This window comes from Nocardia caishijiensis NBRC 108228 (assembly GCF_001612825.1).
Lineage (GTDB): Bacteria > Actinomycetota > Actinomycetes > Mycobacteriales > Mycobacteriaceae > Nocardia > Nocardia caishijiensis.
Map to the genome: position 1 here is coordinate 1 of NZ_BDBE01000016.1, position 18,132 is coordinate 18,132.

Annotated in this window: 21 protein-coding genes; 15 read left to right on the top strand and 6 right to left on the bottom strand. The window is 67.9% G+C overall.

Annotation, left to right across the window (positions count from 1 at the left end; genetic code table 11):
* Positions 1–45: 45 nt before the first annotated feature.
* Together NC7_RS04050 and NC7_RS04055 are read left to right on the top strand one after the other, a co-directional pair.
* Entirely contained in the window at positions 46–828 is a 783-nt protein-coding gene (locus NC7_RS04050) for an enoyl-CoA hydratase family protein (protein WP_067978968.1), read from the top strand.
* 4 nt (positions 829–832) lie between these two features.
* Complete coding sequence (locus NC7_RS04055) at positions 833–1,447, top strand: TetR/AcrR family transcriptional regulator (protein WP_067978971.1); 615 nt, start codon at positions 833–835, stop codon at positions 1,445–1,447.
* 146 nt (positions 1,448–1,593) lie between these two features.
* On the opposite strand, the gene NC7_RS04060 is transcribed toward NC7_RS04055, so the two are convergent.
* Positions 1,594–2,229 (bottom strand): class I SAM-dependent methyltransferase, encoded by a 636-nt coding sequence (locus NC7_RS04060; protein WP_067978973.1) that lies wholly within the window; start codon positions 2,227–2,229, stop codon positions 1,594–1,596.
* Between the two features lie 152 nt (positions 2,230–2,381).
* Between NC7_RS04060 and NC7_RS04065 the strand changes: the two genes are divergently transcribed.
* Positions 2,382–3,134, top strand: coding sequence for a TetR/AcrR family transcriptional regulator (locus NC7_RS04065; protein WP_084457940.1), 753 nt, complete (start codon positions 2,382–2,384; stop codon positions 3,132–3,134).
* A 93-nt stretch (positions 3,135–3,227) separates the two neighbouring features.
* Here NC7_RS04065 and thiD read toward each other — a convergent pair whose 3' ends face one another.
* A complete protein-coding gene (gene thiD, locus NC7_RS04070; RefSeq protein ID WP_067978979.1) occupies positions 3,228–4,076 on the bottom strand; it encodes a bifunctional hydroxymethylpyrimidine kinase/phosphomethylpyrimidine kinase in 849 nt (282 codons plus the stop codon).
* A 95-nt stretch (positions 4,077–4,171) separates the two neighbouring features.
* Here thiD and NC7_RS04075 point away from each other — a divergent pair, with 95 nt between their 5' ends.
* Positions 4,172–5,320 (top strand): GTP-binding protein, encoded by a 1,149-nt coding sequence (locus NC7_RS04075; protein ID WP_067978981.1) that lies wholly within the window; start codon positions 4,172–4,174, stop codon positions 5,318–5,320.
* 100 nt (positions 5,321–5,420) lie between these two features.
* Here NC7_RS04075 and NC7_RS04080 read toward each other — a convergent pair whose 3' ends face one another.
* Complete coding sequence (locus NC7_RS04080; RefSeq protein ID WP_067978985.1) at positions 5,421–6,554, bottom strand: epoxide hydrolase family protein; 1,134 nt, start codon at positions 6,552–6,554, stop codon at positions 5,421–5,423.
* A gap of 90 nt (positions 6,555–6,644) precedes the next feature.
* Here NC7_RS04080 and NC7_RS04085 point away from each other — a divergent pair, with 90 nt between their 5' ends.
* The 10 genes from NC7_RS04085 (at position 6,645) to NC7_RS04130 (ending at position 14,225) form a co-directional block, all read left to right on the top strand.
* Positions 6,645–7,292: a TetR/AcrR family transcriptional regulator gene (locus NC7_RS04085; RefSeq protein ID WP_067978989.1), complete on the top strand. Its 648-nt coding sequence runs from the start codon at positions 6,645–6,647 to the stop codon at positions 7,290–7,292.
* Positions 7,293–7,348: 56 nt separating this feature from the next.
* The gene (locus NC7_RS04090; RefSeq protein WP_067978991.1) at positions 7,349–7,759 is read left to right on the top strand and encodes a VOC family protein; all 411 of its coding nucleotides are present in this window, start codon (positions 7,349–7,351) and stop codon (positions 7,757–7,759) included.
* A 57-nt stretch (positions 7,760–7,816) separates the two neighbouring features.
* Positions 7,817–8,614 (top strand): ABC transporter permease, encoded by a 798-nt coding sequence (locus NC7_RS04095; protein WP_067978994.1) that lies wholly within the window; start codon positions 7,817–7,819, stop codon positions 8,612–8,614.
* Positions 8,615–8,807: 193 nt separating this feature from the next.
* The gene (locus NC7_RS04100; RefSeq protein WP_067979177.1) at positions 8,808–9,545 is read left to right on the top strand and encodes an ABC transporter ATP-binding protein; all 738 of its coding nucleotides are present in this window, start codon (positions 8,808–8,810) and stop codon (positions 9,543–9,545) included.
* A gap of 31 nt (positions 9,546–9,576) precedes the next feature.
* On the top strand, positions 9,577–10,572 hold the full coding sequence (locus tag NC7_RS04105; protein WP_067978997.1) for an ABC transporter substrate-binding protein: 996 nt from the start codon (positions 9,577–9,579) through the stop codon (positions 10,570–10,572).
* A gap of 141 nt (positions 10,573–10,713) precedes the next feature.
* Entirely contained in the window at positions 10,714–12,231 is a 1,518-nt protein-coding gene (locus NC7_RS04110; RefSeq protein ID WP_236573133.1) for an MFS transporter, read from the top strand.
* Positions 12,232–12,302: 71 nt separating this feature from the next.
* Positions 12,303–12,734, top strand: coding sequence for an SRPBCC domain-containing protein (locus NC7_RS04115; protein ID WP_067978999.1), 432 nt, complete (start codon positions 12,303–12,305; stop codon positions 12,732–12,734).
* The gene (locus NC7_RS04120) at positions 12,724–13,053 is read left to right on the top strand and encodes an ArsR/SmtB family transcription factor (RefSeq protein WP_067979002.1); all 330 of its coding nucleotides are present in this window, start codon (positions 12,724–12,726) and stop codon (positions 13,051–13,053) included. Before NC7_RS04115 ends, NC7_RS04120 begins: the two co-directional genes overlap by 11 nt.
* A 19-nt stretch (positions 13,054–13,072) precedes the next feature.
* Entirely contained in the window at positions 13,073–13,585 is a 513-nt protein-coding gene (locus tag NC7_RS04125) for an SRPBCC family protein (protein ID WP_067979005.1), read from the top strand.
* 28 nt (positions 13,586–13,613) lie between these two features.
* Positions 13,614–14,225, top strand: coding sequence for a maleylpyruvate isomerase family mycothiol-dependent enzyme (locus tag NC7_RS04130; RefSeq protein WP_067979008.1), 612 nt, complete (start codon positions 13,614–13,616; stop codon positions 14,223–14,225).
* A gap of 237 nt (positions 14,226–14,462) precedes the next feature.
* On the opposite strand, the gene NC7_RS04135 is transcribed toward NC7_RS04130, so the two are convergent.
* Entirely contained in the window at positions 14,463–15,257 is a 795-nt protein-coding gene (locus NC7_RS04135) for a thioesterase family protein (protein WP_067979011.1), read from the bottom strand.
* Between the two features lie 244 nt (positions 15,258–15,501).
* Here NC7_RS04135 and NC7_RS04140 point away from each other — a divergent pair, with 244 nt between their 5' ends.
* Positions 15,502–16,119 carry a hypothetical protein gene (locus NC7_RS04140; RefSeq protein WP_157101834.1) on the top strand — a complete coding sequence of 206 codons (618 nt, stop codon included), beginning with the start codon at positions 15,502–15,504 and terminating at the stop codon, positions 16,117–16,119.
* A 30-nt stretch (positions 16,120–16,149) separates the two neighbouring features.
* Here the strand turns inward: NC7_RS04140 and NC7_RS04145 are convergent, their stop codons facing one another.
* Together NC7_RS04145 and thiC are read right to left on the bottom strand one after the other, a co-directional pair.
* Positions 16,150–16,350 carry a hypothetical protein gene (locus NC7_RS04145; RefSeq protein ID WP_067979016.1) on the bottom strand — a complete coding sequence of 67 codons (201 nt, stop codon included), beginning with the start codon at positions 16,348–16,350 and terminating at the stop codon, positions 16,150–16,152.
* 78 nt (positions 16,351–16,428) lie between these two features.
* Positions 16,429–18,081 carry a phosphomethylpyrimidine synthase ThiC gene (thiC, locus tag NC7_RS04150; protein WP_067979181.1) on the bottom strand — a complete coding sequence of 551 codons (1,653 nt, stop codon included), beginning with the start codon at positions 18,079–18,081 and terminating at the stop codon, positions 16,429–16,431.
* Positions 18,082–18,132 lie beyond the last annotated feature (51 nt).

The following is an 18,132-nucleotide window of genomic DNA, read 5'->3' on the forward strand; positions in this document are numbered from 1 at the left end:
AATGCTGTCATGGCGGACTTGTTGGACTGAACAGGAGTTGTTTCGATGAGTGGATCGGCTGATGCGCCTTATGTGCGTTATGAGGTGGTCGATGGGTTCGCCACGCTGACCTTCGATTCGCCGCACAACCGGAATGCTTTGTCCTCGAAGCTGGTTCGTGAGTTGCTCGAGGGGTTCGCGCGGGCTGAAGGTGATGCGGCGGTGCGTGGCATCGTGCTCACCCACACCGGGGACACGTTCTGTGCGGGCGCGGATCTCAAGGAGGCGAGCACCGTTGATCCGGCGGTGGCGGCCGATCAGCGGACCCGGGTGATGATCGATGTGCTGCGGGGGATTCTCACCTCGCCGAAGCCGGTGGTCGCGCGGATCGACGGCAACGTTCGTGCGGGAGGCATGGGGATCATCGGGGCCTGCGATCTCGTGGTGGCTGGGCCGAGCAGTAGTTTCGCGCTCACCGAGGTGCGGATCGGGATGGCGCCGTTCATGATTTCGCTCACGCTTGTTCCTCGGATGGACCAGCGGGCGGCCGGTCGCTATTTCCTCACGGGGGAGAAGTTCGACGCGGCGACGGCCGAGGAGATCGGGCTGATCACGGTCGCGGCCGACGATGCGGCGGCTGAGGTGAAACGCCTGTGTGGGCAGCTGCGCAAGGGGTCGCCGCAGGGGCTGGCGGAGTCGAAGAAGCTCGTCAACGCGACGTTGCTCACGGACTTCGACGCTCGGGTGGAGGAGCTCGCGCAACGCTCGGCGGGGTTCTTCGGCACCCCGGAGGTGATCGAGGGTATGACGGCCTTCTTCCAGAAGCGCCCGCCGAGCTGGGCACAATAGGCCGATGGCGACACCCCACGAACCCAAGCAGGACCGCAGCCGGGTCACCCGGCAGCGGCTGCTCGAGGCGACCATCGACTGCCTGGCCGAAATGGGCTGGGCCGCCGCGACGGTATCGGTGGTCGCCGAGCGGGCGGGGGTGTCGCGCGGTGCGGCTCAGCACCACTTCCCCACGCGCGAGGACCTGATCACTGCGGCACTCGAGTTCATGTTCGAGTTCCGGATGGACGCGGCGAAGGCCGAGGCCGAGACGGTGCGTGACGTGGCGCAGGGGATCGGCCGCACGCGGGCCGTCGTCTCGGCGCTCATCGAGTCCTACACCTCACCGTTCTTCAAGGCCGCGCTACAGGTGTGGACGCATGCCGCCGCCGACCCGGTCATGCGCGAACGCATCGTCCCGCTCGAGGCCCGTTTCGGTCGTATCGCGCACCGCCGCGCGGTCGAAGCGCTCGGCGTCGACGATTCCGATCCGGTCGCGCACCATCTCGTCCAGGCAACCCTCGACCTGGCCCGCGGCCTCGGCCTCGCCGACGTCCTCACCGACGACTCGGCGCGTCGCAAACTCATCGTCGACCAGTGGGCCGCCACTCTGCACGACGCTCTCAACCTGGCCCACTGAAACCCTTGTGGACCGTCGCCTCGGTGGCCGACCGCTGCTGGGTGGCACCCACGTGGCACCCTCGACTCCGCTAGCTAGCCGAGGCGTCGCAGCTAGCCGAGTCAGCGCAGCTACGCGAGGCAGCGCAGCCAGGCGAGGCAGCGCAGCTACGCGAGGCGGCGCACGCGGACGACGCTGTCGGACCTTTCGCCCACGACACCGTCGGGGCTGGTCGACGGCGTGGTGACGAAATCGGCCGTCTCCACCTGCCACTGGCCGGGAGCGAGGTCGAGCTGCTCGATCACCTCGTCGATGGTGGGGAAGTGCACGGCATGCGGCGGACTGTCGGCCACCCAGGTCGGCCAGCCCGCGTGTCCGCCGACGATCAGCGAACCACCGGGTGCCACGGCCTCGGCCGCTCGGCGCAGGATGCGGGCGCGTTCGTCGGGGCGTTCCACGGGGGAATGCAGGAACTGTGCGGAGACCAGATCGAAGGTGCCCTCGGGAAAGGTTTCCATCAGGTCGTGGCGCTGCCATTCGATGCTCACGCCCGCGTCGGTCGCGTGCTTGGCACCGCGCTGCATGGCGGTGGCCGACACGTCGACCGCTGTGACCCGCCAGCCTCGGGTGGCCAGCCAGATCGCGTCGCCGCCCTCGCCGCAGCCCAGGTCGAGCGCGGTGCCGGGGGTGAGATCGGTGGCCTCGCGCACCAGCGTGGCGTTGGCGTTGCCGGTCCAGATCTGATCGCGCTCCCGGTAGAAGTCTTCCCAGAACTGCTCGGCGGTCGGCGTGGTCTCGGTCATCGATACTCCCTGATGGTGCGGATCTGCTCGGATGTCCCCGATAGTGCACACCGTGCCGACGCGGCGGCAACATTCCTTGCCGAGACGGCAAAAGATGGTGGACGAGAGGGGTAGTGGTCACCTCGCACCGAGCCGCCAGCGATACTGCCAGTGTGACGCGCGTGCATCGGAAGACCGACGAGGTCCCAGCCCGGCGTGTGGACGCGCGTACCGAACGCTGGCGGGCCCATCGCGTGCAGGTGCGGATCGAATTCGTCGAAGCGGCCTTCCGCGCGCTCGACGCGCACGGCCCGGACGTGAGCATGGGCGATATCGCCAAGGAGGCGGGCGCCGCCAAGCCCAAGCTCTACCGGCATTTCGAGGACAAGACCGATCTCTACAACGCGATCGTCGACCGGGTGCGTGAAATGCTCTGGGAGCGGCTGCTAGGCGGGATCAACCTCACCGACGACTCCGCCGCGGAACTGGTGCGGCAAGCGGCCGCCGAGTACGTCGCGGTGGTCTCGGAGCACCCGAATGTCTTCCGGTTCATCCTGCACAGCCATTTCAGCCAGCAGGCCCGCGAAACCGAACGGGCACTGGCCGCCGCCCGCCAATCGGCCAGGCGTGCGGCGGAATTCGTCGCTGGCCTGCTCCCGGACGAGTCGGTCGACGTCGCGGGTATCGAGTTGGTGAGCTATTCGATCTTCGGGGCGGTCGCCTCGGCGACGGACTGGTGGCTCGGCGCCAATCAGCGCGAAGTGTTCGCGATGCCCGTGGAGCGGTTCATCGACTATCTGGCCGAGAGCATCTCGGCCCTCGCCCAAGCGCACGCCCGGTTCAACGGCGTCCGGATCGATCCGACGCAACCGCTGCGCGACGCCTTCGTGACTGTTCCGCCTCCCCGCGAATTCAAGCCAGACTGAGGAGCAGGTCGAGCAGCGTCGGCGGCCGGACAGCGCTCGTTGGTCGCGCTAGCTCGTCCCCGGCGAGTTACCCATGTCCTCACGAAAGCTGACTCAGCTGTTTGTGCGCAGTCTCCACAGCGGTGACACGGGCCCGTGACCTGCGCCGAGATCGTAGGACGCGGCCAGGCAGCGGTAGGTCCACTCCTTGGCGAAGGCCACGGCATCGGGCACGGAGTACCCGTGGGCGAGGGCGCTCGCGATGGCTGCCGCCAAGGTGTCGCCGCCGCCGTGATCGTTGCCGGTGGCGATGCGCGGGGCGCTGAATTCCTGGAAGGTGTCGCCGTCGAAGAGTAGATCCGTGCTGGTCTCGGAGGTGCGCAGGTGTCCGCCCTTGACGATCGCCCACTGGGCGCCGAGGCCGTGCAGTGCCTCGGCGGCCTTGCGGGCCGTCGTGTCGTCGACCACCTCGATGCCGGTGATGAGACGCACCTCGTCGAGGTTGGGGGTGACGACGGTGGCGAGCGGGATGAGCGTGGTGCGCACGGCGTCCAGCGCCGAGGCGTGCAGCAGGGGATCGCCGTGCATCGACGCCGCCACCGGGTCGACGACCAGTGGTACCGCCCCCGCCCGCCCGATCCCGACCTCACGGCACACCGAGGCGACCGACTCGATGATGGCGGTGGACGCGAGCATCCCCGTCTTGGCCGCACCGATCCCGATGTCGCGGACGACCACGCGCACCTGATCGGCCACGATCTGCGGCGGGATCTCGTGAAAACCGCTGACACCGACGGTGTTCTGCACCGTCACCGCCGCGACGGCGACACAGGCGTGCACCCCGCACATGGCCATCGTCCGCGAATCGGCCTGGATGCCCGCGCCGCCACCGGAGTCGGTGCCCGCGATGGTGAGCGCGCGAACAGGGGTCTGGCCATCGGGGGCGAGCGGCAACATCTTCACTCCGCAACCCTACGACCACCTGTCGGATTTCCGGCCCCCAACCAGTTTCCGGCCCCCAACCAGTTACCGCAATTGAAAATCATTATCATTAACCCGTGACCTTCACCGATACCGCCGCCCGCCTGCCCGTCACTGTCCTGTCCGGCTTCCTCGGCGCGGGCAAGACGACCCTGCTCAACCACATCCTCGCCAATCGCGAAGGTCGCCGGGTCGCGGTGATCGTCAACGACATGAGCGAGGTGAACATCGACGCCGCGCTGGTCGCGGGCCAGGGCCACCTGGACCGCACCGAGGAGAAGCTCGTCGAACTCACCAACGGCTGCATCTGCTGCACGTTGCGTGAGGACCTGATCGACGCCGTCGCCCGACTGGCCCGCCAGGGCCGCTTCGACCAACTGGTGATCGAGTCCACCGGCATCTCCGAGCCGATGCCGGTGGCCGCCACCTTCGACTGGGAGTTCGAGGACGGTTTCCGACTTGGTGACGTGGCCCGCCTCGACACCATGGTCACCGTGGTCGACGCCTCTACTTTCCTCGCCGAACTGGTGCGCGGCCAGGCGCTGGCCGAGCGGGAACTGGAAGCGGGCGAGGGGGATTCGCGCACCATCGCCGATCTCCTCGTGGACCAGGTCGAATTCGCCGACGTGCTGCTCGTCAACAAGACCGATCTGGTGAGTGCCAACGCGGCCGCGACCGTGGCGGCCACCGTGCGCCGACTCAACCCGCGGGCCCACATCCTGCGCACCGAGAAGGGTGTGGTCGACCTGGCCGAGGTGCTCGCGACGGGTCGGTACAACCCGGTGGTGGCCGCCGAGGCGGACGGCTGGGCGGAAGAATTGGCGGGCGGGCACACGCCCGAAACCGAGGAGTACGGCATCAGCAGCCTCACCTTCACCGCCGACCGTCCCTTCCATCCGCAACGCCTGTCCGACGCCTTGACCACGCTGCGAGGCATGTTGCGCAGCAAGGGATTCTGCTGGATCGCCAGCCGCCCCGAGCTGGCTGCCATCTGGTCGCAGGCGGGCCCGAACCTCACCTTCGAGCCGGGCGCCTGGTGGTCGTCGCTCGAGGTGCCCGCCGGTCAGGAGATCGTCTTCATCGGGGTGCGGCTCGACGCGGCGGCGGTGCGCCGCGAACTGACCGCCGCCCTGCTCACCGACGCGGAGTTCGCCGAGGGTCCCGCCGCGTGGGCGGCCTACGCCGACCCGTTCCCCGCCTGGGGCGACCTGCACGAACATCACTGATCGTCGACTTCGTTACGCACATGTCGGTGCGCTGGTGCATGATTCGAATGGGCTTCGGCCCACGCACCGATGAGGGGAGCGTGGGCCGAGGCACCGAGACTCAGGCGAGACCGGCGAAGAACCGCCGGATATCACCGACCAGCACCTCCGGCGCCTCGTGCGCGGCGTAGTGCCCGGCGGCGTCGTTTGGCCCGCCCGCACCGCTGCGCACATCGTAGGAATTCCAGCTGACGATGTTGCTGTGGTCGCGTTCGGCGAAGCGCCGGATGGACTGGAAATCCCCGGCGAACATCGCCAACCCCGTCGGCACGGTGGTCGGCGTGCTCGGATGCTCGGTGGCGTGCGCGTCCTCGTAGTAGAACCGCAGCGACGAACCGGAGGTGCCGGTGAGCCAGTACAGCGCGATATTGGCGATCACGAACTTGGGGTCGAGCGCCTCCCCGAACAGCTGCGCGTTCCAGCCGAGCAGGCCGATCGGGGAGTCGGCCAGCGCGTAGGCCAGGGTCTGCGGCTGCTGGCTGTGCAGGGTGTTGAACGCCATCTTGTTCTCGTGGAACCACTGCAGGTGTCCCAGCGCGGCCATGTCCGCCTCGGACAGGCCCTCGAACTCGGCCGGGTCGCCGGACGGGAAGGAGTACAGCTGGGTGACGTGCACGCCGATCACCTGTTCCGGCGCGATCCGCCCGATCTCGGGCGAGACCAGCGAACCGCCGTCGTTGCCGATCGCGCCGAAGCGCTCGTAACCGAGGCGCGCCATCAGTTCGGCCCAGGCGGCGGCGGTGCGGTAGCGATTCCAGCCGGTGCCTCGGGTGGGCCCGGAGAAGCCGAAGCCGGGCAGCGACGGGATGACCAGGTGGAACGCCGGGTCATCGGCCGATTCGGGCTCGGTGAGCGGGGCGATCACGTCGATGTACTCCAGGATCGAGCCCGGCCAGCCGTGGGTGAGGATCACCGGCGTCGCGTCGGCGCGCGAGGAACGGATGTGCAGGAAGTGGATGTCCTCGCCCTCGATCTCGGTGGTGAACTGCGGGTAGGCGTTGAGTTCGGATTCCAGTGCGCGCCAGTCGAACTCCTCGAGCCAGTACTTCGCGAGGGCGCGGACCCGATCGCCGGGCACGCCGTACGCGTCGCCCACGCCGGGCAGCTCGTTCGGGTACAGCGCGTTGCGCAGCCGCGCGGCCAGCTCGTCGAGGCGGGCCTGCGGGACATCGATGCGGAAAGGCGTGACGGTCATGTCGAGATCCTCTTCTTGAAACGGAATGCTTCGTTCTGTTCCAACCGTAACAGAACGGATCATTCCGTTTCAAGTGGTACGCTGATATTCATGCCGAACAAGAACGAAACCGCAGCTCAGCCCCGATTGTCCGGACGCAAGGCGCAGGCCGCGCGCAACAACGGACTCATCCTCGACGCCGCCCGCGCGGTATTCCTCGATGACCCGACCGCGCCGATCGCCGCGGTCGCCGAGCGTGCGGGCGTCGGTATCAGCGCCCTCTACCGCCGCTATCCGAGCAAGGAGGTGTTGCTGCGCACGCTGTGCCACGAAGGGTTACAGCGCTACAACGCGGAAGCCGATGCCGCACTGGAGGATTCGGACGGTTGGCGCGGGTTCGTCGGCTTCCTCGAGCGGGTGGTCGACGCCGACGTGCACTCGCTCACCGTGCGGCTGGCGGGCACCTTCACTCCCGACGAGGCGATGCTGCCCGACGTAGCGCATTCCGGCGAGGTCACCGAGGAACTGGTCCGCCGCGCCCACGCCACCGGTCGGCTGCGCGCCGACGTGAGCGCTCTGGACATCGGCCTGATCCTCGAAGCGTGCGCCGCGATCACCATGCCCGGCCAGGCGCGCACCGCCGAACTGCGCCGCCGTGTCCTCGCCCTGCTGATCGACGGCCTGCGCACCGAGGGTGAGCTGCCCGGTCCACCACCCGCGCCGGGGGAATTCGCTTGGCGTTGGGAGCGCAAAGCCTGACGCGGTGGCACACTTGGCACGCCGCGAGTCATCACACCAACCCCGGGAGGCGCGTCGTGAACTGGACTCTGGAAGTGGTTGTCGTTCCGGTTTCGGATATCGACCGGGCCAAGGATTTCTACGCGAACAAGCTCGGCTTCGACGTCGACCACGACACGGTGATCTCCGACGACGTGCGCATCGTCCAGCTCACCCCGCCCGGCTCCGGCTGTTCCATCGTGATCGGCAAGGGCGCCGTCCCACAGATGCCGCCCGGTTCGCTGAAGGGTCTGCAGCTCGTCGTGCCCGATATCGAGCAGGCCCGCGCTGAACTGGTGGCGCGCGGAGTCGACGTCACCGAGGTTCAGGTGCTCGGCGTAAATCCCTCTCCCACAGCGCATCCGCTGGACAATGTCGGGTTCGTGTTCTTCAGCGATCCCGACGGCAACGGGTGGGGTGTGCAGCAGATTTCGGGCCGCGCGGGGTAATCCTCGAGCTGATCGCAACCCTGTCGTGGCGCGACGGGGGCGGGGCACCATGCATCCATGTTGTCCGCATCCCGCACCGCACCCGTGGCCCGGCCGCTGTATCGCCGACCCGGTCTGCTGCGCGCGGTCTCGCCACTGGCCCTGCTGTTGCTGTGGCAGATCGGCAGCACCAGCGGCTGGATTCCGGCCAAGAAGCTGCCCGCGCCCTCGGCGGTACTCGAGGCGGGCCTGGAGATCTATCGGTCCGGTCAGCTCGCCGACGCGCTGCTGGTCTCGGGCCAGCGCGCGCTCTACGGTTTCGCCCTCGGCGCGGCGCTCGCGTTGCTGTTCGGCGTGGTGGCCGGGCTCAGCAAGATCGGTGAATACGCGCTCGATCCGCCACTGCAGATGATCCGCACCATCCCGCTGTTCGGCCTGATCCCGCTGTTCATCATCTGGTTCGGCATCGGCGAGGAACCCAAGGTCTACCTGATCGCGCTCGGCGTGTTCTTCCCGCTCTACCTCAACACCTACTCCGGCATCCGCCAGCTCGACCCGAAGCTGCTCGAGCTCGGGACCGCCCTTCGGCTCGGCCTCGGTGAGCGGTTGCGGCTGCTCGTGCTGCCCGGTGCCCTGCCGCAGATTCTGGTCGGTGCGCGCCAAAGTCTCGGCATCGCTTGGCTTTCGCTCATCGTCGCCGAGCAGATCAATGCGAGCGTGGGGCTCGGCTTCGTCGTCAACAACGCCCGTGAATTCCTGCGCACCGACATCGTGGTGTTCGGGTTGGTGGTCTACAGCCTGCTCGGTCTGCTCACCGACTCGCTGGTGCGGTTGGCCGAGCGCCGCGCGCTGCGCTGGCGACCGGGGGTGCGCTGATGTTCGAGCCCACCGCCTCGCACGGTCCGCGACCTGCGCCACCGTTCGGCACTGCCCCGAGGCGGTACGGGCCGACCATTTTCGGTGGTGCCGAACCGACAACGTGGCGCGGCGGCATCGGTCGACGCGGCTGCCACGAGACATCGTGTGCGCCGACCAGTCCTGTTCCCCGTTCGATCGCGAGGCCGACCCGATGACCGCAGCAACCACCATCACCCCGACTGCGCCCGCCGCCGCACGAATCGGCGCCCTCGGCAAGCGTTTCGGTGAGCGCACCGTCCTCGACGGCATCGACCTCGAGATCGGTGCGGGCGAGATCGTCGCCCTCGTCGGCCGCAGCGGGTCCGGCAAATCCACCCTCCTGCGGATCATCGGTGGACTCGATTCAGCCGGTGCCGGTGAGGTTTTCGTCGATGGCAGGCCGACGATCGTGTTCCAGGAACCCCGCTTGATCCCGTGGCAGCCGGTGGTGCGCAATGTCGCTCTCGGCCGACCCGCGCCTCGGAACCGCCGAACCGACGAACACGCGGCCCGCGCGGTGCTCGCCGAGGTCGGTCTGGCGGCCCGGGCCGACGCCTGGCCGCTCACGCTCTCCGGTGGGGAAGCTCAACGTGCCGCGCTGGCGAGGGCTTTGGTCACCGAACCGACTCTTCTCCTGCTCGACGAACCGTTCGGTGCCCTCGACGCCCTGACCCGGCTCACCATGCACACCCTGCTGCTCGGCCTGCACGCCGAGCGGTCCTTCGGCGTGCTGCTGGTGACCCACGACGTGCTCGAGGCGATCACCCTCGCTGACCGCGTGCTCGTCCTCGACGACGGCCGCATCGCCGCCGATGTCCCCATCGATCTCCCGCGACCGCGCACCGCCGCCGCGCCGGAGGTTTCCGAGTACGCGACCCGACTGCTCACGCTGCTCGGCGTCAGCCACTGACCCACCCATCCATCGCACGAAAGTTGTTCCCGTGAAACGCACTCCGAAGTCCCGTCTGGCCGGACTCGCCCTCGCCGTCGTCGCCGCGCTCTCGCTGAGCGCCTGCGGTGACGACGCGGCAACCGAGGCGGCTCCGTCGGGACCGGTCGACCTGAGCACGGTGACGCTGAAAGTCGGTGACCAGAAGGCGATCTCGATCGAGGTGCTGCTCAAGGCGTCGGGTCAGCTGGAGAACCTGCCCTACAAGATCGAGTTCTCCACCTTCACCGCGGGCCTGCCACTGGTCGAGGCGGCCAGCGCGGGCGGGATCGATATCGCCCAGACCGGCAACACCCCGGTCATCTTCGGTGCGGCCGCCGATGCCGACATCAAGATCGTCGGCGCGCTCTCGGCCACCGGCAAGGGCGATGCGATCCTGGTCGGCAAGGATTCGCCGATCGCGTCGGTCGCGGCGTTGAAGGGCAAGAAGGTCGCCGTCTACAAGGGCAGTTCGGCCAACGCCAACCTACTGCTGCAACTGAAGAAGGCGGGCTTGTCGCTCAGCGATGTCGAGCCGGTCTACCTCTCGCCCGGTGACGGCTACACCGCACTCACCAGGGGCGATGTCGATGCCTGGGCGACGTGGGACCCCTACACGGCCATCGCCGAGAAGGAGATCGGCGCCAAGTCGATCGCCACCGCCGATCAGGCCGCCAACGGCTACAACTTCTGGGCCGCTGGCACCAAGACCCTCGCCGACCCGGGCAAATCCGCCGCCCTCGCGGACTTCTTCCAGCGCTACGCCGCGGCGACCAAGTGGTCCTCGGACAACCTGGACACCTGGTCGGCCAAGTACGCCGAACTCACCCAGATCAGCGTTGACGCCTCCCGCACCACCTGGACCCGCTCGATCAAGGAACCGATCAAGCTGGACGACAAGGTGATCGCCTCCGAGCAGGAGATCGCCGATGCCTTCACCGACGCGAAGGCGATCCCGGGCAAGGTCGACTTCGACTCCTTCGTCGACACCAGGTTCGACAAGTCCTGACCGGTCCTTTTGCGGCGCCTTCGATCCTGCGGGTCGGAGGCGCCGTTCGCGTTCACCCGTGTGGCGCTTCCCCGGGAAATCGGAGCTGAACGGCTACGTTCCGAGTGCCAGGGAAACCGATCACGACCAGGATGGTGACAGGTGGACGAGCAGACGAAGTCCTACGGGTCGGTGCGCTGGGTGATGCTCGGGGTGCTGTGCGCCAGTCTGTTGCTGGTGGCGATGGATGCCACGATTCTCAATGTGGCGTTGCCGTCGTTGATCGACGATCTGCACGTCGGCCCGCTGGAGCAGTTGTGGATCATCGACATCTACGGCCTCGTGCTGGGCGGTTTGCTCATCACCACCGGTGCGCTGGGGGACCGGTGGGGGCGGAAGTTGTTGTTCATCAGCGGGTTTCTGCTGTTCGGTGTCGCTTCGGTGATCGCGGCGACCGCGGGGAGCGCGGCGCAGTTGATCGTCGGCCGGGTGCTGCTCGGCATCGGTGGCGCGATGGTGATGCCATCGACGTTGTCGCTGATCCGCAACATCTTCACCGACGTCCGCGAGCGCACCATGGCCATCGGGATCTGGGCTGCCGTCGCCGGGGTCGGCGCGACGGTCGGCCCGATCGTCGGCGGTTTCCTGGTCGAGCATTTCGGCTGGTCGTCGGCGTTCTGGCTGAACGTTCCGGTGGTGCTGGTAACGGTGGTCGTCGGCTTGTGGGTGCTGCCGGAGTACCGGACCCCGCAGGCGGGTCGGCTCGATTGGTTCTCGGCGGTGTTGTCCGTGGCGGGCATCGTCTGCCTGGCCTGGGGCATCAAGCATCTGGCCAAAGGTGAGGCGACAGTGGTGGATTGGGTGATGCTGCTGATCGGTGTCGGCGCGCTGGCCTGGTTCGCCCGCCGCCAGCTCCGGTCGGCCGATCCGCTGCTGGACGTGCGCCTGTTCCGCAACGGCGCGTTCACCGCGGCCGCCGTCGCGACCCTGCTCGCCATGATGGCGATCGGCGCCGCCATGTTCCTGATCTCGCTGTGGTTGCAGTACGTGCACGGCTACAGCCCCTCGCAGGCGGGTATCCGGATGTTGCCCGCCGCCCTCACCCTGCTCACGGCATCGCTGCTCACGCCGCTGCTGATGGAGAAGCTCGGGGTCCGCGTGGTACTCGGCGTGGGGCTGGGTGCGGTCGCGCTCGGCTTCCTGCTGCTCGCGGTGAGCCCGGAGCCGACGTCGTATCCGGTGGTGGCGCTGGTGCTCGTCTCCTTCGGACTCGGTGACGGAATGGCCGTCACCGCGGCCGCCGCCGTGCTCGTCGGAGCCGTTCCCGCCGATCGGGCGGGGCAGGCGGGTGCGGTCGAGGAGACCAATTACGAGGTCGGTGTCGGTTTCGGGGTGGCGCTGCTCGGCAGCCTGCACGCCAGGCTCTTCACCGAGCACATGACCCATCTGCCCGTTCCGCCCGACCGCGTGGAGCAGGCGAGCGGTTCGGTGGGAGGTGCCGCCGAAGTCGCCTCGGACCTGCCGGAACCCGCGCGCACCGAGCTGCTCGGCGCCGCCACCCACGCCTTCGATTCCGCCCTCACCACTACGTCGTATCTGTCGGCCGCCGTCGTGGCCGTGGTCACGGTCGGTGCCGTCTGGCTGGTGCCGAAGGGCTTTCGGGTGAGTGGCGGACACTGACCCTTGACGCAACCAATCGGTTGCCATACTGTGAGTAGCAACCAATCGGTTGCGATATAGGAGGAAGCGCCATGGGATTTCCCGATCAGATCGTGCGAACCGTAGAGCTCGCACACCCGCCCGCCAAGGTATGGGCGGCGATCACCACCGCCGAGGGGCTCGCGAGCTGGTTCGGCAACACCGCCGAGATCGACCTGCGACCCGGCGGGGACATGCGGATGACGTGGAACGAAGGCATGGCGGCCGACATGCGCGTGGAGCGAGTCGAGGAACCAACCGTCTTCGGCTACACCTGGCCCATCAACGGCCTGCCCGAGGACGACCCGCGCCGCACCTACGTCGAATTCCGGCTCGAACCGACCGGCGCGGGCACCCGGCTCACCGTGGTCGAATCCGGCTTCGCCCAGCTGCCCGAGGAAGCCCACAAGGAGGCCTTCGAGGGCAATGTCGGTGGCTGGAAGAGCGAGCTGGGTGAGCTCGTCGAGTACCTCGATGCGGCCTGAGACCGAGGCAACCGCCGAACGGGTCTTCGTCGCGCTGGCCGATCCGAGCCGTCGTGCGGTGCTCGCCGCGCTGGCCGCCGACGGCCCGGCCACCGCGACCGACCTGGCCGATCGCCTGCCCATCACCCGGCAGGCGATCGCCAAACACCTCGCCCTGCTCGCGGAGGCGGGCCTGGTGATCGCGGAACCCGGTGAACGGCGTCGCGTGCGCTACCGCCTCGATTCCGCCCCCATGCGGGTGGCCCAGCAGTTCCTGGCCGCCCTGTCCCGCGACTGGGACGGTCCACTCGACGCGCTCCGCCGCCACCTCGACGGCTGAGCCGAACCTAGGAAAAGCCATGAGCGACAAGAACTTCACCGCGACCATCACCGTCGACAAGACCCCCGAAGAGGCCTTCGCCGCCATCAACGACGTGTGGTCGTGGTGGTCGGAAACGGTCGAGGGCACCACCGGAACTGTCGGCGACAGCTACCGGTTCGAGGTCCCCGGCATCCACCGCTGCACCATGACGACCACCGAATCGGTGCCGGGCAAGCGGCTGGTCTGGCACGTCACCGACTCCCACCTCGCCTTCATCGCCGACACCGCCGAATGGGAGGACACCGACGTCGTCTTCGACCTCACCGAAACCGCGACCGGCACCGAAATCCGCTTCACCCATGTCGGTTTGGCCCCCGAGGACGAATGCTACGAGGTGTGCTCCAACGCCTGGAGCGCCTACATCACCACCAGCCTCCACGACCTGCTCACCACCGGCACCGGCGACCCGTTCCGCCGCACCAGCACCGGCGAATCGGAACTGATCAAACACGGCAACGCCGCCCTCGTGAACCTCGACGCCCTGCGCTGATCGCCACGCGGCCGGTAGTTTCGATGCTGTGCATCCGGCCGATACCTTTGTGAGCGCGGTGGCGAGTTTCGCCGCGCTCGTCAGGAAGATCCCCGCCGACAGCTGGGCGGGGCCGGGATTGGGGGAGTGGGATCTGCGATCGCTGGTCGGTCACACCTCCCGCTCGCTCACCACCGTCACCGCCTATCTCCAGGAGCCCGCCGAGGTCGAGGATGTGGCTAGCCCGCAGGAGTACTACGCCATGGCGAAAGCGTATGCGGCGCGGGCGGGGAGTGCGGCGATCGTGCAGCGGGGCAGGGACGCGGCGACCGAGCTCGGCGACGATCCCGCCGCGGCGATCGACGCCCTGGCCGCCGCCGCGACCGCCGCTGTCACCGGCGCCGAGGATCGGTTGATCACCGTCATCGGTGGGCTCGGGATGCGGCTCTACACCTACCTCCCCACCCGGACGTTCGAGCTGGCCGTGCACAGTCTCGACATCGCTGCCGCGACCGGGCTGGCATGCGAGCTACCCGAGGATGTCCTCGCCGAGGCCAACGTGCTGGCCGCACGCACCGCGGTCCACCTCGGCGACGGGGTCTCGGTGCTGTCGGCATTGACGGGTAGATCGGCACTGCCCCAAGGATTTTCCGTGGTCTGACGCGGCACGTTCGCCGCATGTGTCGTGACGCGGGCGCGCGGTGTGGGCGCGTGCGATGAAGCGCATCTCGTCGGTGCTGCGTGCCAAGCGCGTCGCTACGTGCGGGGTGGGTCGCGAAGTGTGGCGTGGGTCGCGGTGTGCGGGCTGGATCGGCTTCGGACCCGACCGGATCTCCCGCCGCGCAGCCCGGTTCTCTGCACCGAATGTCGGTGTCAACATGGGGCTGCCGAACGTGTCCTATCCGCGCGGAGCGATCAACAGGGTCTGTGTGCTGCGCCCGATCGGGCCCGTCTCGTCGAACAGCGCCGACTCCGCGAGGCCGATGCCGTGCGGTTGCGGGTGGGTCACCGCGTCCAGGCACACCCACTCGCCGACCGGCTGGCGGTGCAGGGTGACGGTGAGGTCGGTGTTGATGAACAGGTACTTCGACCAGTCGAGCACCGCGCTCACCCCATTGCCGGAATCGGCCGCGGCCAAGGCGCGTTCCAGCGGGCTCGGGGTGGTGCCCGCGACGATCGGATACTTCAACTTGATCCAGCAGACGGCAGGGCCGGGCGCCGCGAATGATCCTGTACTGAACCGGTATTCGATGCCGGTGTGGAACCCGACCCGCTGATTCGACGGGAACGTCCCCGGCTGCGCGTCGGCAGGCAAGGGCCTCGTGCCGCTCGGCAGAAACTCCGGCGGCAGATCCAGCGGCGGCTCCGACACCTTCAACCGCCAGGCCACCGCCCGCATCACCGGCCCCCGCTCCGCCGACAACGTCGCCTCGATCAGCTCCACGCTGCGCCCCGACCGCACCACCTCGGCCCGCACCGTCAACGGCGCCAACGGCACCGGCCCGAGTATCTCCACCGCCACCCGCCCCACCTGAAACCCGTCACGCGGCTCACACCGCTCGATGACATGACCCAACAGCGCCGACGGCGGCCCCGCATGCTGCGCGTCCGGCGACCAAGGCCCCCTGGTCAGCTCGGTCGAGTCGAAGCGATTCGGGTACGCCGGGTCGGGAACATAGAAGGCATCGGTCACCTGTCCGACCGTACCTGCCCTGGCCCCGACAGCCGACCCCTCGATTGGTCTTCGGATTCGAGGGTGACGAAGCGGTGCGGGCTCACTCCGGGCTTGAACGAGCTCTGACAACCGGTGGACCACAGCGATCAGAACACCAACCTCCGGCTACTGTTCGGCGGTGTTCGCGCTCTGTGTCTCGGTTGTGCCTGCCATTCTCTGGGTTTCGACCGCGGCTACCCGACGCGGCCGCTGGATCGGTCTCGTGGTCCTCACTTCGCTGGCCGCCGCGCAGGTCGCGGTGGCGCGCCGGTGGGTCTTTCCCGAAGGCACGGCCACCCTGCTGTTCGTCCTCACCGGGCTCGTCATCGGGGTGCTGCTGCTCGGACCGTGGCTGGAGACCGACCCGAACCTGCCGCGAACGGCTAGCTGGCGGTGGCGCATATGTTATGTCGTCAGCGTCGTGCTCTGCCTGGTCACGGCGACGGTAGCCGTCCTGCTCGCGGCGGCCTTCGCGATGTTCGGCGCATGGGCATGGGTCCCGGCCGAGGACGCGCTGGAACCGCTCCCCGAGGGAGTGGTCGTGCGCGAAAGCGCAAACCTCGGCTGTACGCCACGATCCTCGAACAGTGACTGCACGCGGCGGTTCGTCATCGACCAGCCCGGTGCGAGCGCCGACGACATCTCCGGGCGTCTGCGCCAGGTGCTGAGCGAAACACGCGCCTGTGCTTTCGAGCACCGCACCCGTCGGGAAATCGACTATTGGTGGGGCACCTGCCCGGTATCCGGGTGGCCTCTGGACCGTCACGAGACCGCCGTGTCCATCACAACTACCGGCCCGACTGCGGTCACCCTCGACCTGTCCTACCTGGACGACTGGTGATCGAGCCGCTGAAGTCGGTCGATGGCCTCCCTATGCTGAACCGCTGGTCACCAGGGTGAGCAGGTCGAGCAGGGGGCGGATGGGGCAGGGGTTGATGTCGGTCGAGGTGCAGCCGATGTCGGTCGATCCGGCGACCGGCGCGGCCGCGTGGGCCGAACCGATCGGTGCGGCGAGGGAGAGGGCGGCGGCTGCGGCGGCCCCGGCGATGACGCGTTTGGTGCGGGTGGACATGCAAGGCACCCTACGGATCGCGGGGAGTAGCAACAGCCCCCGAAATCCTGGGGTGGATTTCGGGGGCTGGTGCTGCGGTCAGGAGACGACCGGGAGGTAGACCTGGTTGCCGTGGTCGGCGAATTCGGCGGACTTCTCGGCCATGCCCGCTTCGATGGCGGCGACGTCGGTGAGGCCTTGCTTCTCGGCGTATTCGCGGACGTCGGCGGAGATGCGCATGGAGCAGAACTTCGGGCCGCACATGGAGCAGAAGTGGGCGGTCTTGGCGGGTTCGGCGGGCAGGGTTTCGTCGTGGTATTCGCGAGCCGTGTCCGGGTCGAGCGAGAGCGCGAACTGGTCGTGCCAGCGGAATTCGAAACGGGCCTTGGACAATTCGTTGTCGCGGTCCTGGGCGTGCGGGTGGCCCTTGGCGAGGTCGGCGGCGTGGGCGGCGATCTTGTAGGTGATCACGCCGACTTTCACGTCGTCGCGGTTGGGCAGGCCGAGGTGCTCCTTCGGGGTGACGTAGCAGAGCATGGCGGTGCCCGCCTGGGCGATGATGGCCGCGCCGATGGCCGAGGTGATGTGGTCATAGGCGGGCGCGATATCGGTGGCCAGCGGGCCGAGGGTGTAGAACGGTGCCTCTTCGCAGAGTTCCTCTTCCAGGCGGACGTTCTCGACGATCTTGTGCATCGGCACGTGCCCGGGGCCTTCGATCATCACCTGCACGCCATAGGATTTCGCGATCTTGGTGAGTTCGCCGAGGGTGCGCAGTTCGGCGAACTGGGCCTCATCGTTGGCGTCGGCGATGGAGCCGGGGCGCAGGCCGTCACCGAGGGAGAAGGTGACGTCGTACTTCGCGAGGATCTCGCAGAGTTCACGGAAGTGCGTGTACAGGAACGATTCCTGGTGATGCGCCAGACACCACGCGGCCATGATGGACCCGCCGCGCGAGACGATGCCGGTGACGCGCTTGGCGGTGAGCGGGATGTAGCGCAGCAGCACGCCCGCGTGCACGGTCATGTAGTCCACGCCTTGCTCGCACTGCTCGATCACGGTGTCGCGGTACAGCTCCCAGGTGAGCTTGGTCGGGTCGCCGTTCACCTTCTCCAGCGCCTGGTAAATCGGCACCGTCCCGATCGGGACCGGTGAATTGCGCAGGATCCACTCGCGGGTCTCGTGGATGTTCTTGCCGGTCGACAGGTCCATGATGGTGTCGGCGCCCCACCGCGAGGCCCACACCATCTTCTCCACCTCCTCGGCGATCGACGACGAAACCGCCGAGTTGCCGATATTGGCGTTGATCTTCACCAGGAACTTCTTGCCGATGATGGTCGGCTCGAGCTCGGGGTGGTTGTGGTTGGCCGGGATCACCGCGCGCCCGGCGGCGACCTCCTCGCGCACGAGTTCGGCCGAGACACCCTCGCGGGCGGCGATGAAGCGCATCTCGTCGGTGACGATGCCCTGGCGAGCCCAGTGCAGCTGGGTGGGCGGACCGTCGACCTGCGGCTTGGCCCATTCGTCGCGCAGTTTCGGCAGACCGGCCTCGAGGTCGATCACCGCGCTGTCGTCGGTGTAGGGCCCCGAGGTGTCGTAGACGTCGAAGTGGTCGCCGTTGGTGAGGTTGATCCGGCGCACGGGAATGCGCAGACCGTCGACCTCTTTGTAGTGTTTGACGCTGCCTTGGATGGGTCCGGTGGTGACGGTGTCGACTCCAGCGGTGTTGCCGTTCGACGACGTGGCTGTGCCCATGAACAGTCCTCCCTACGCCAGCATTACCTGGTCAGGTTCATACGGTCGACG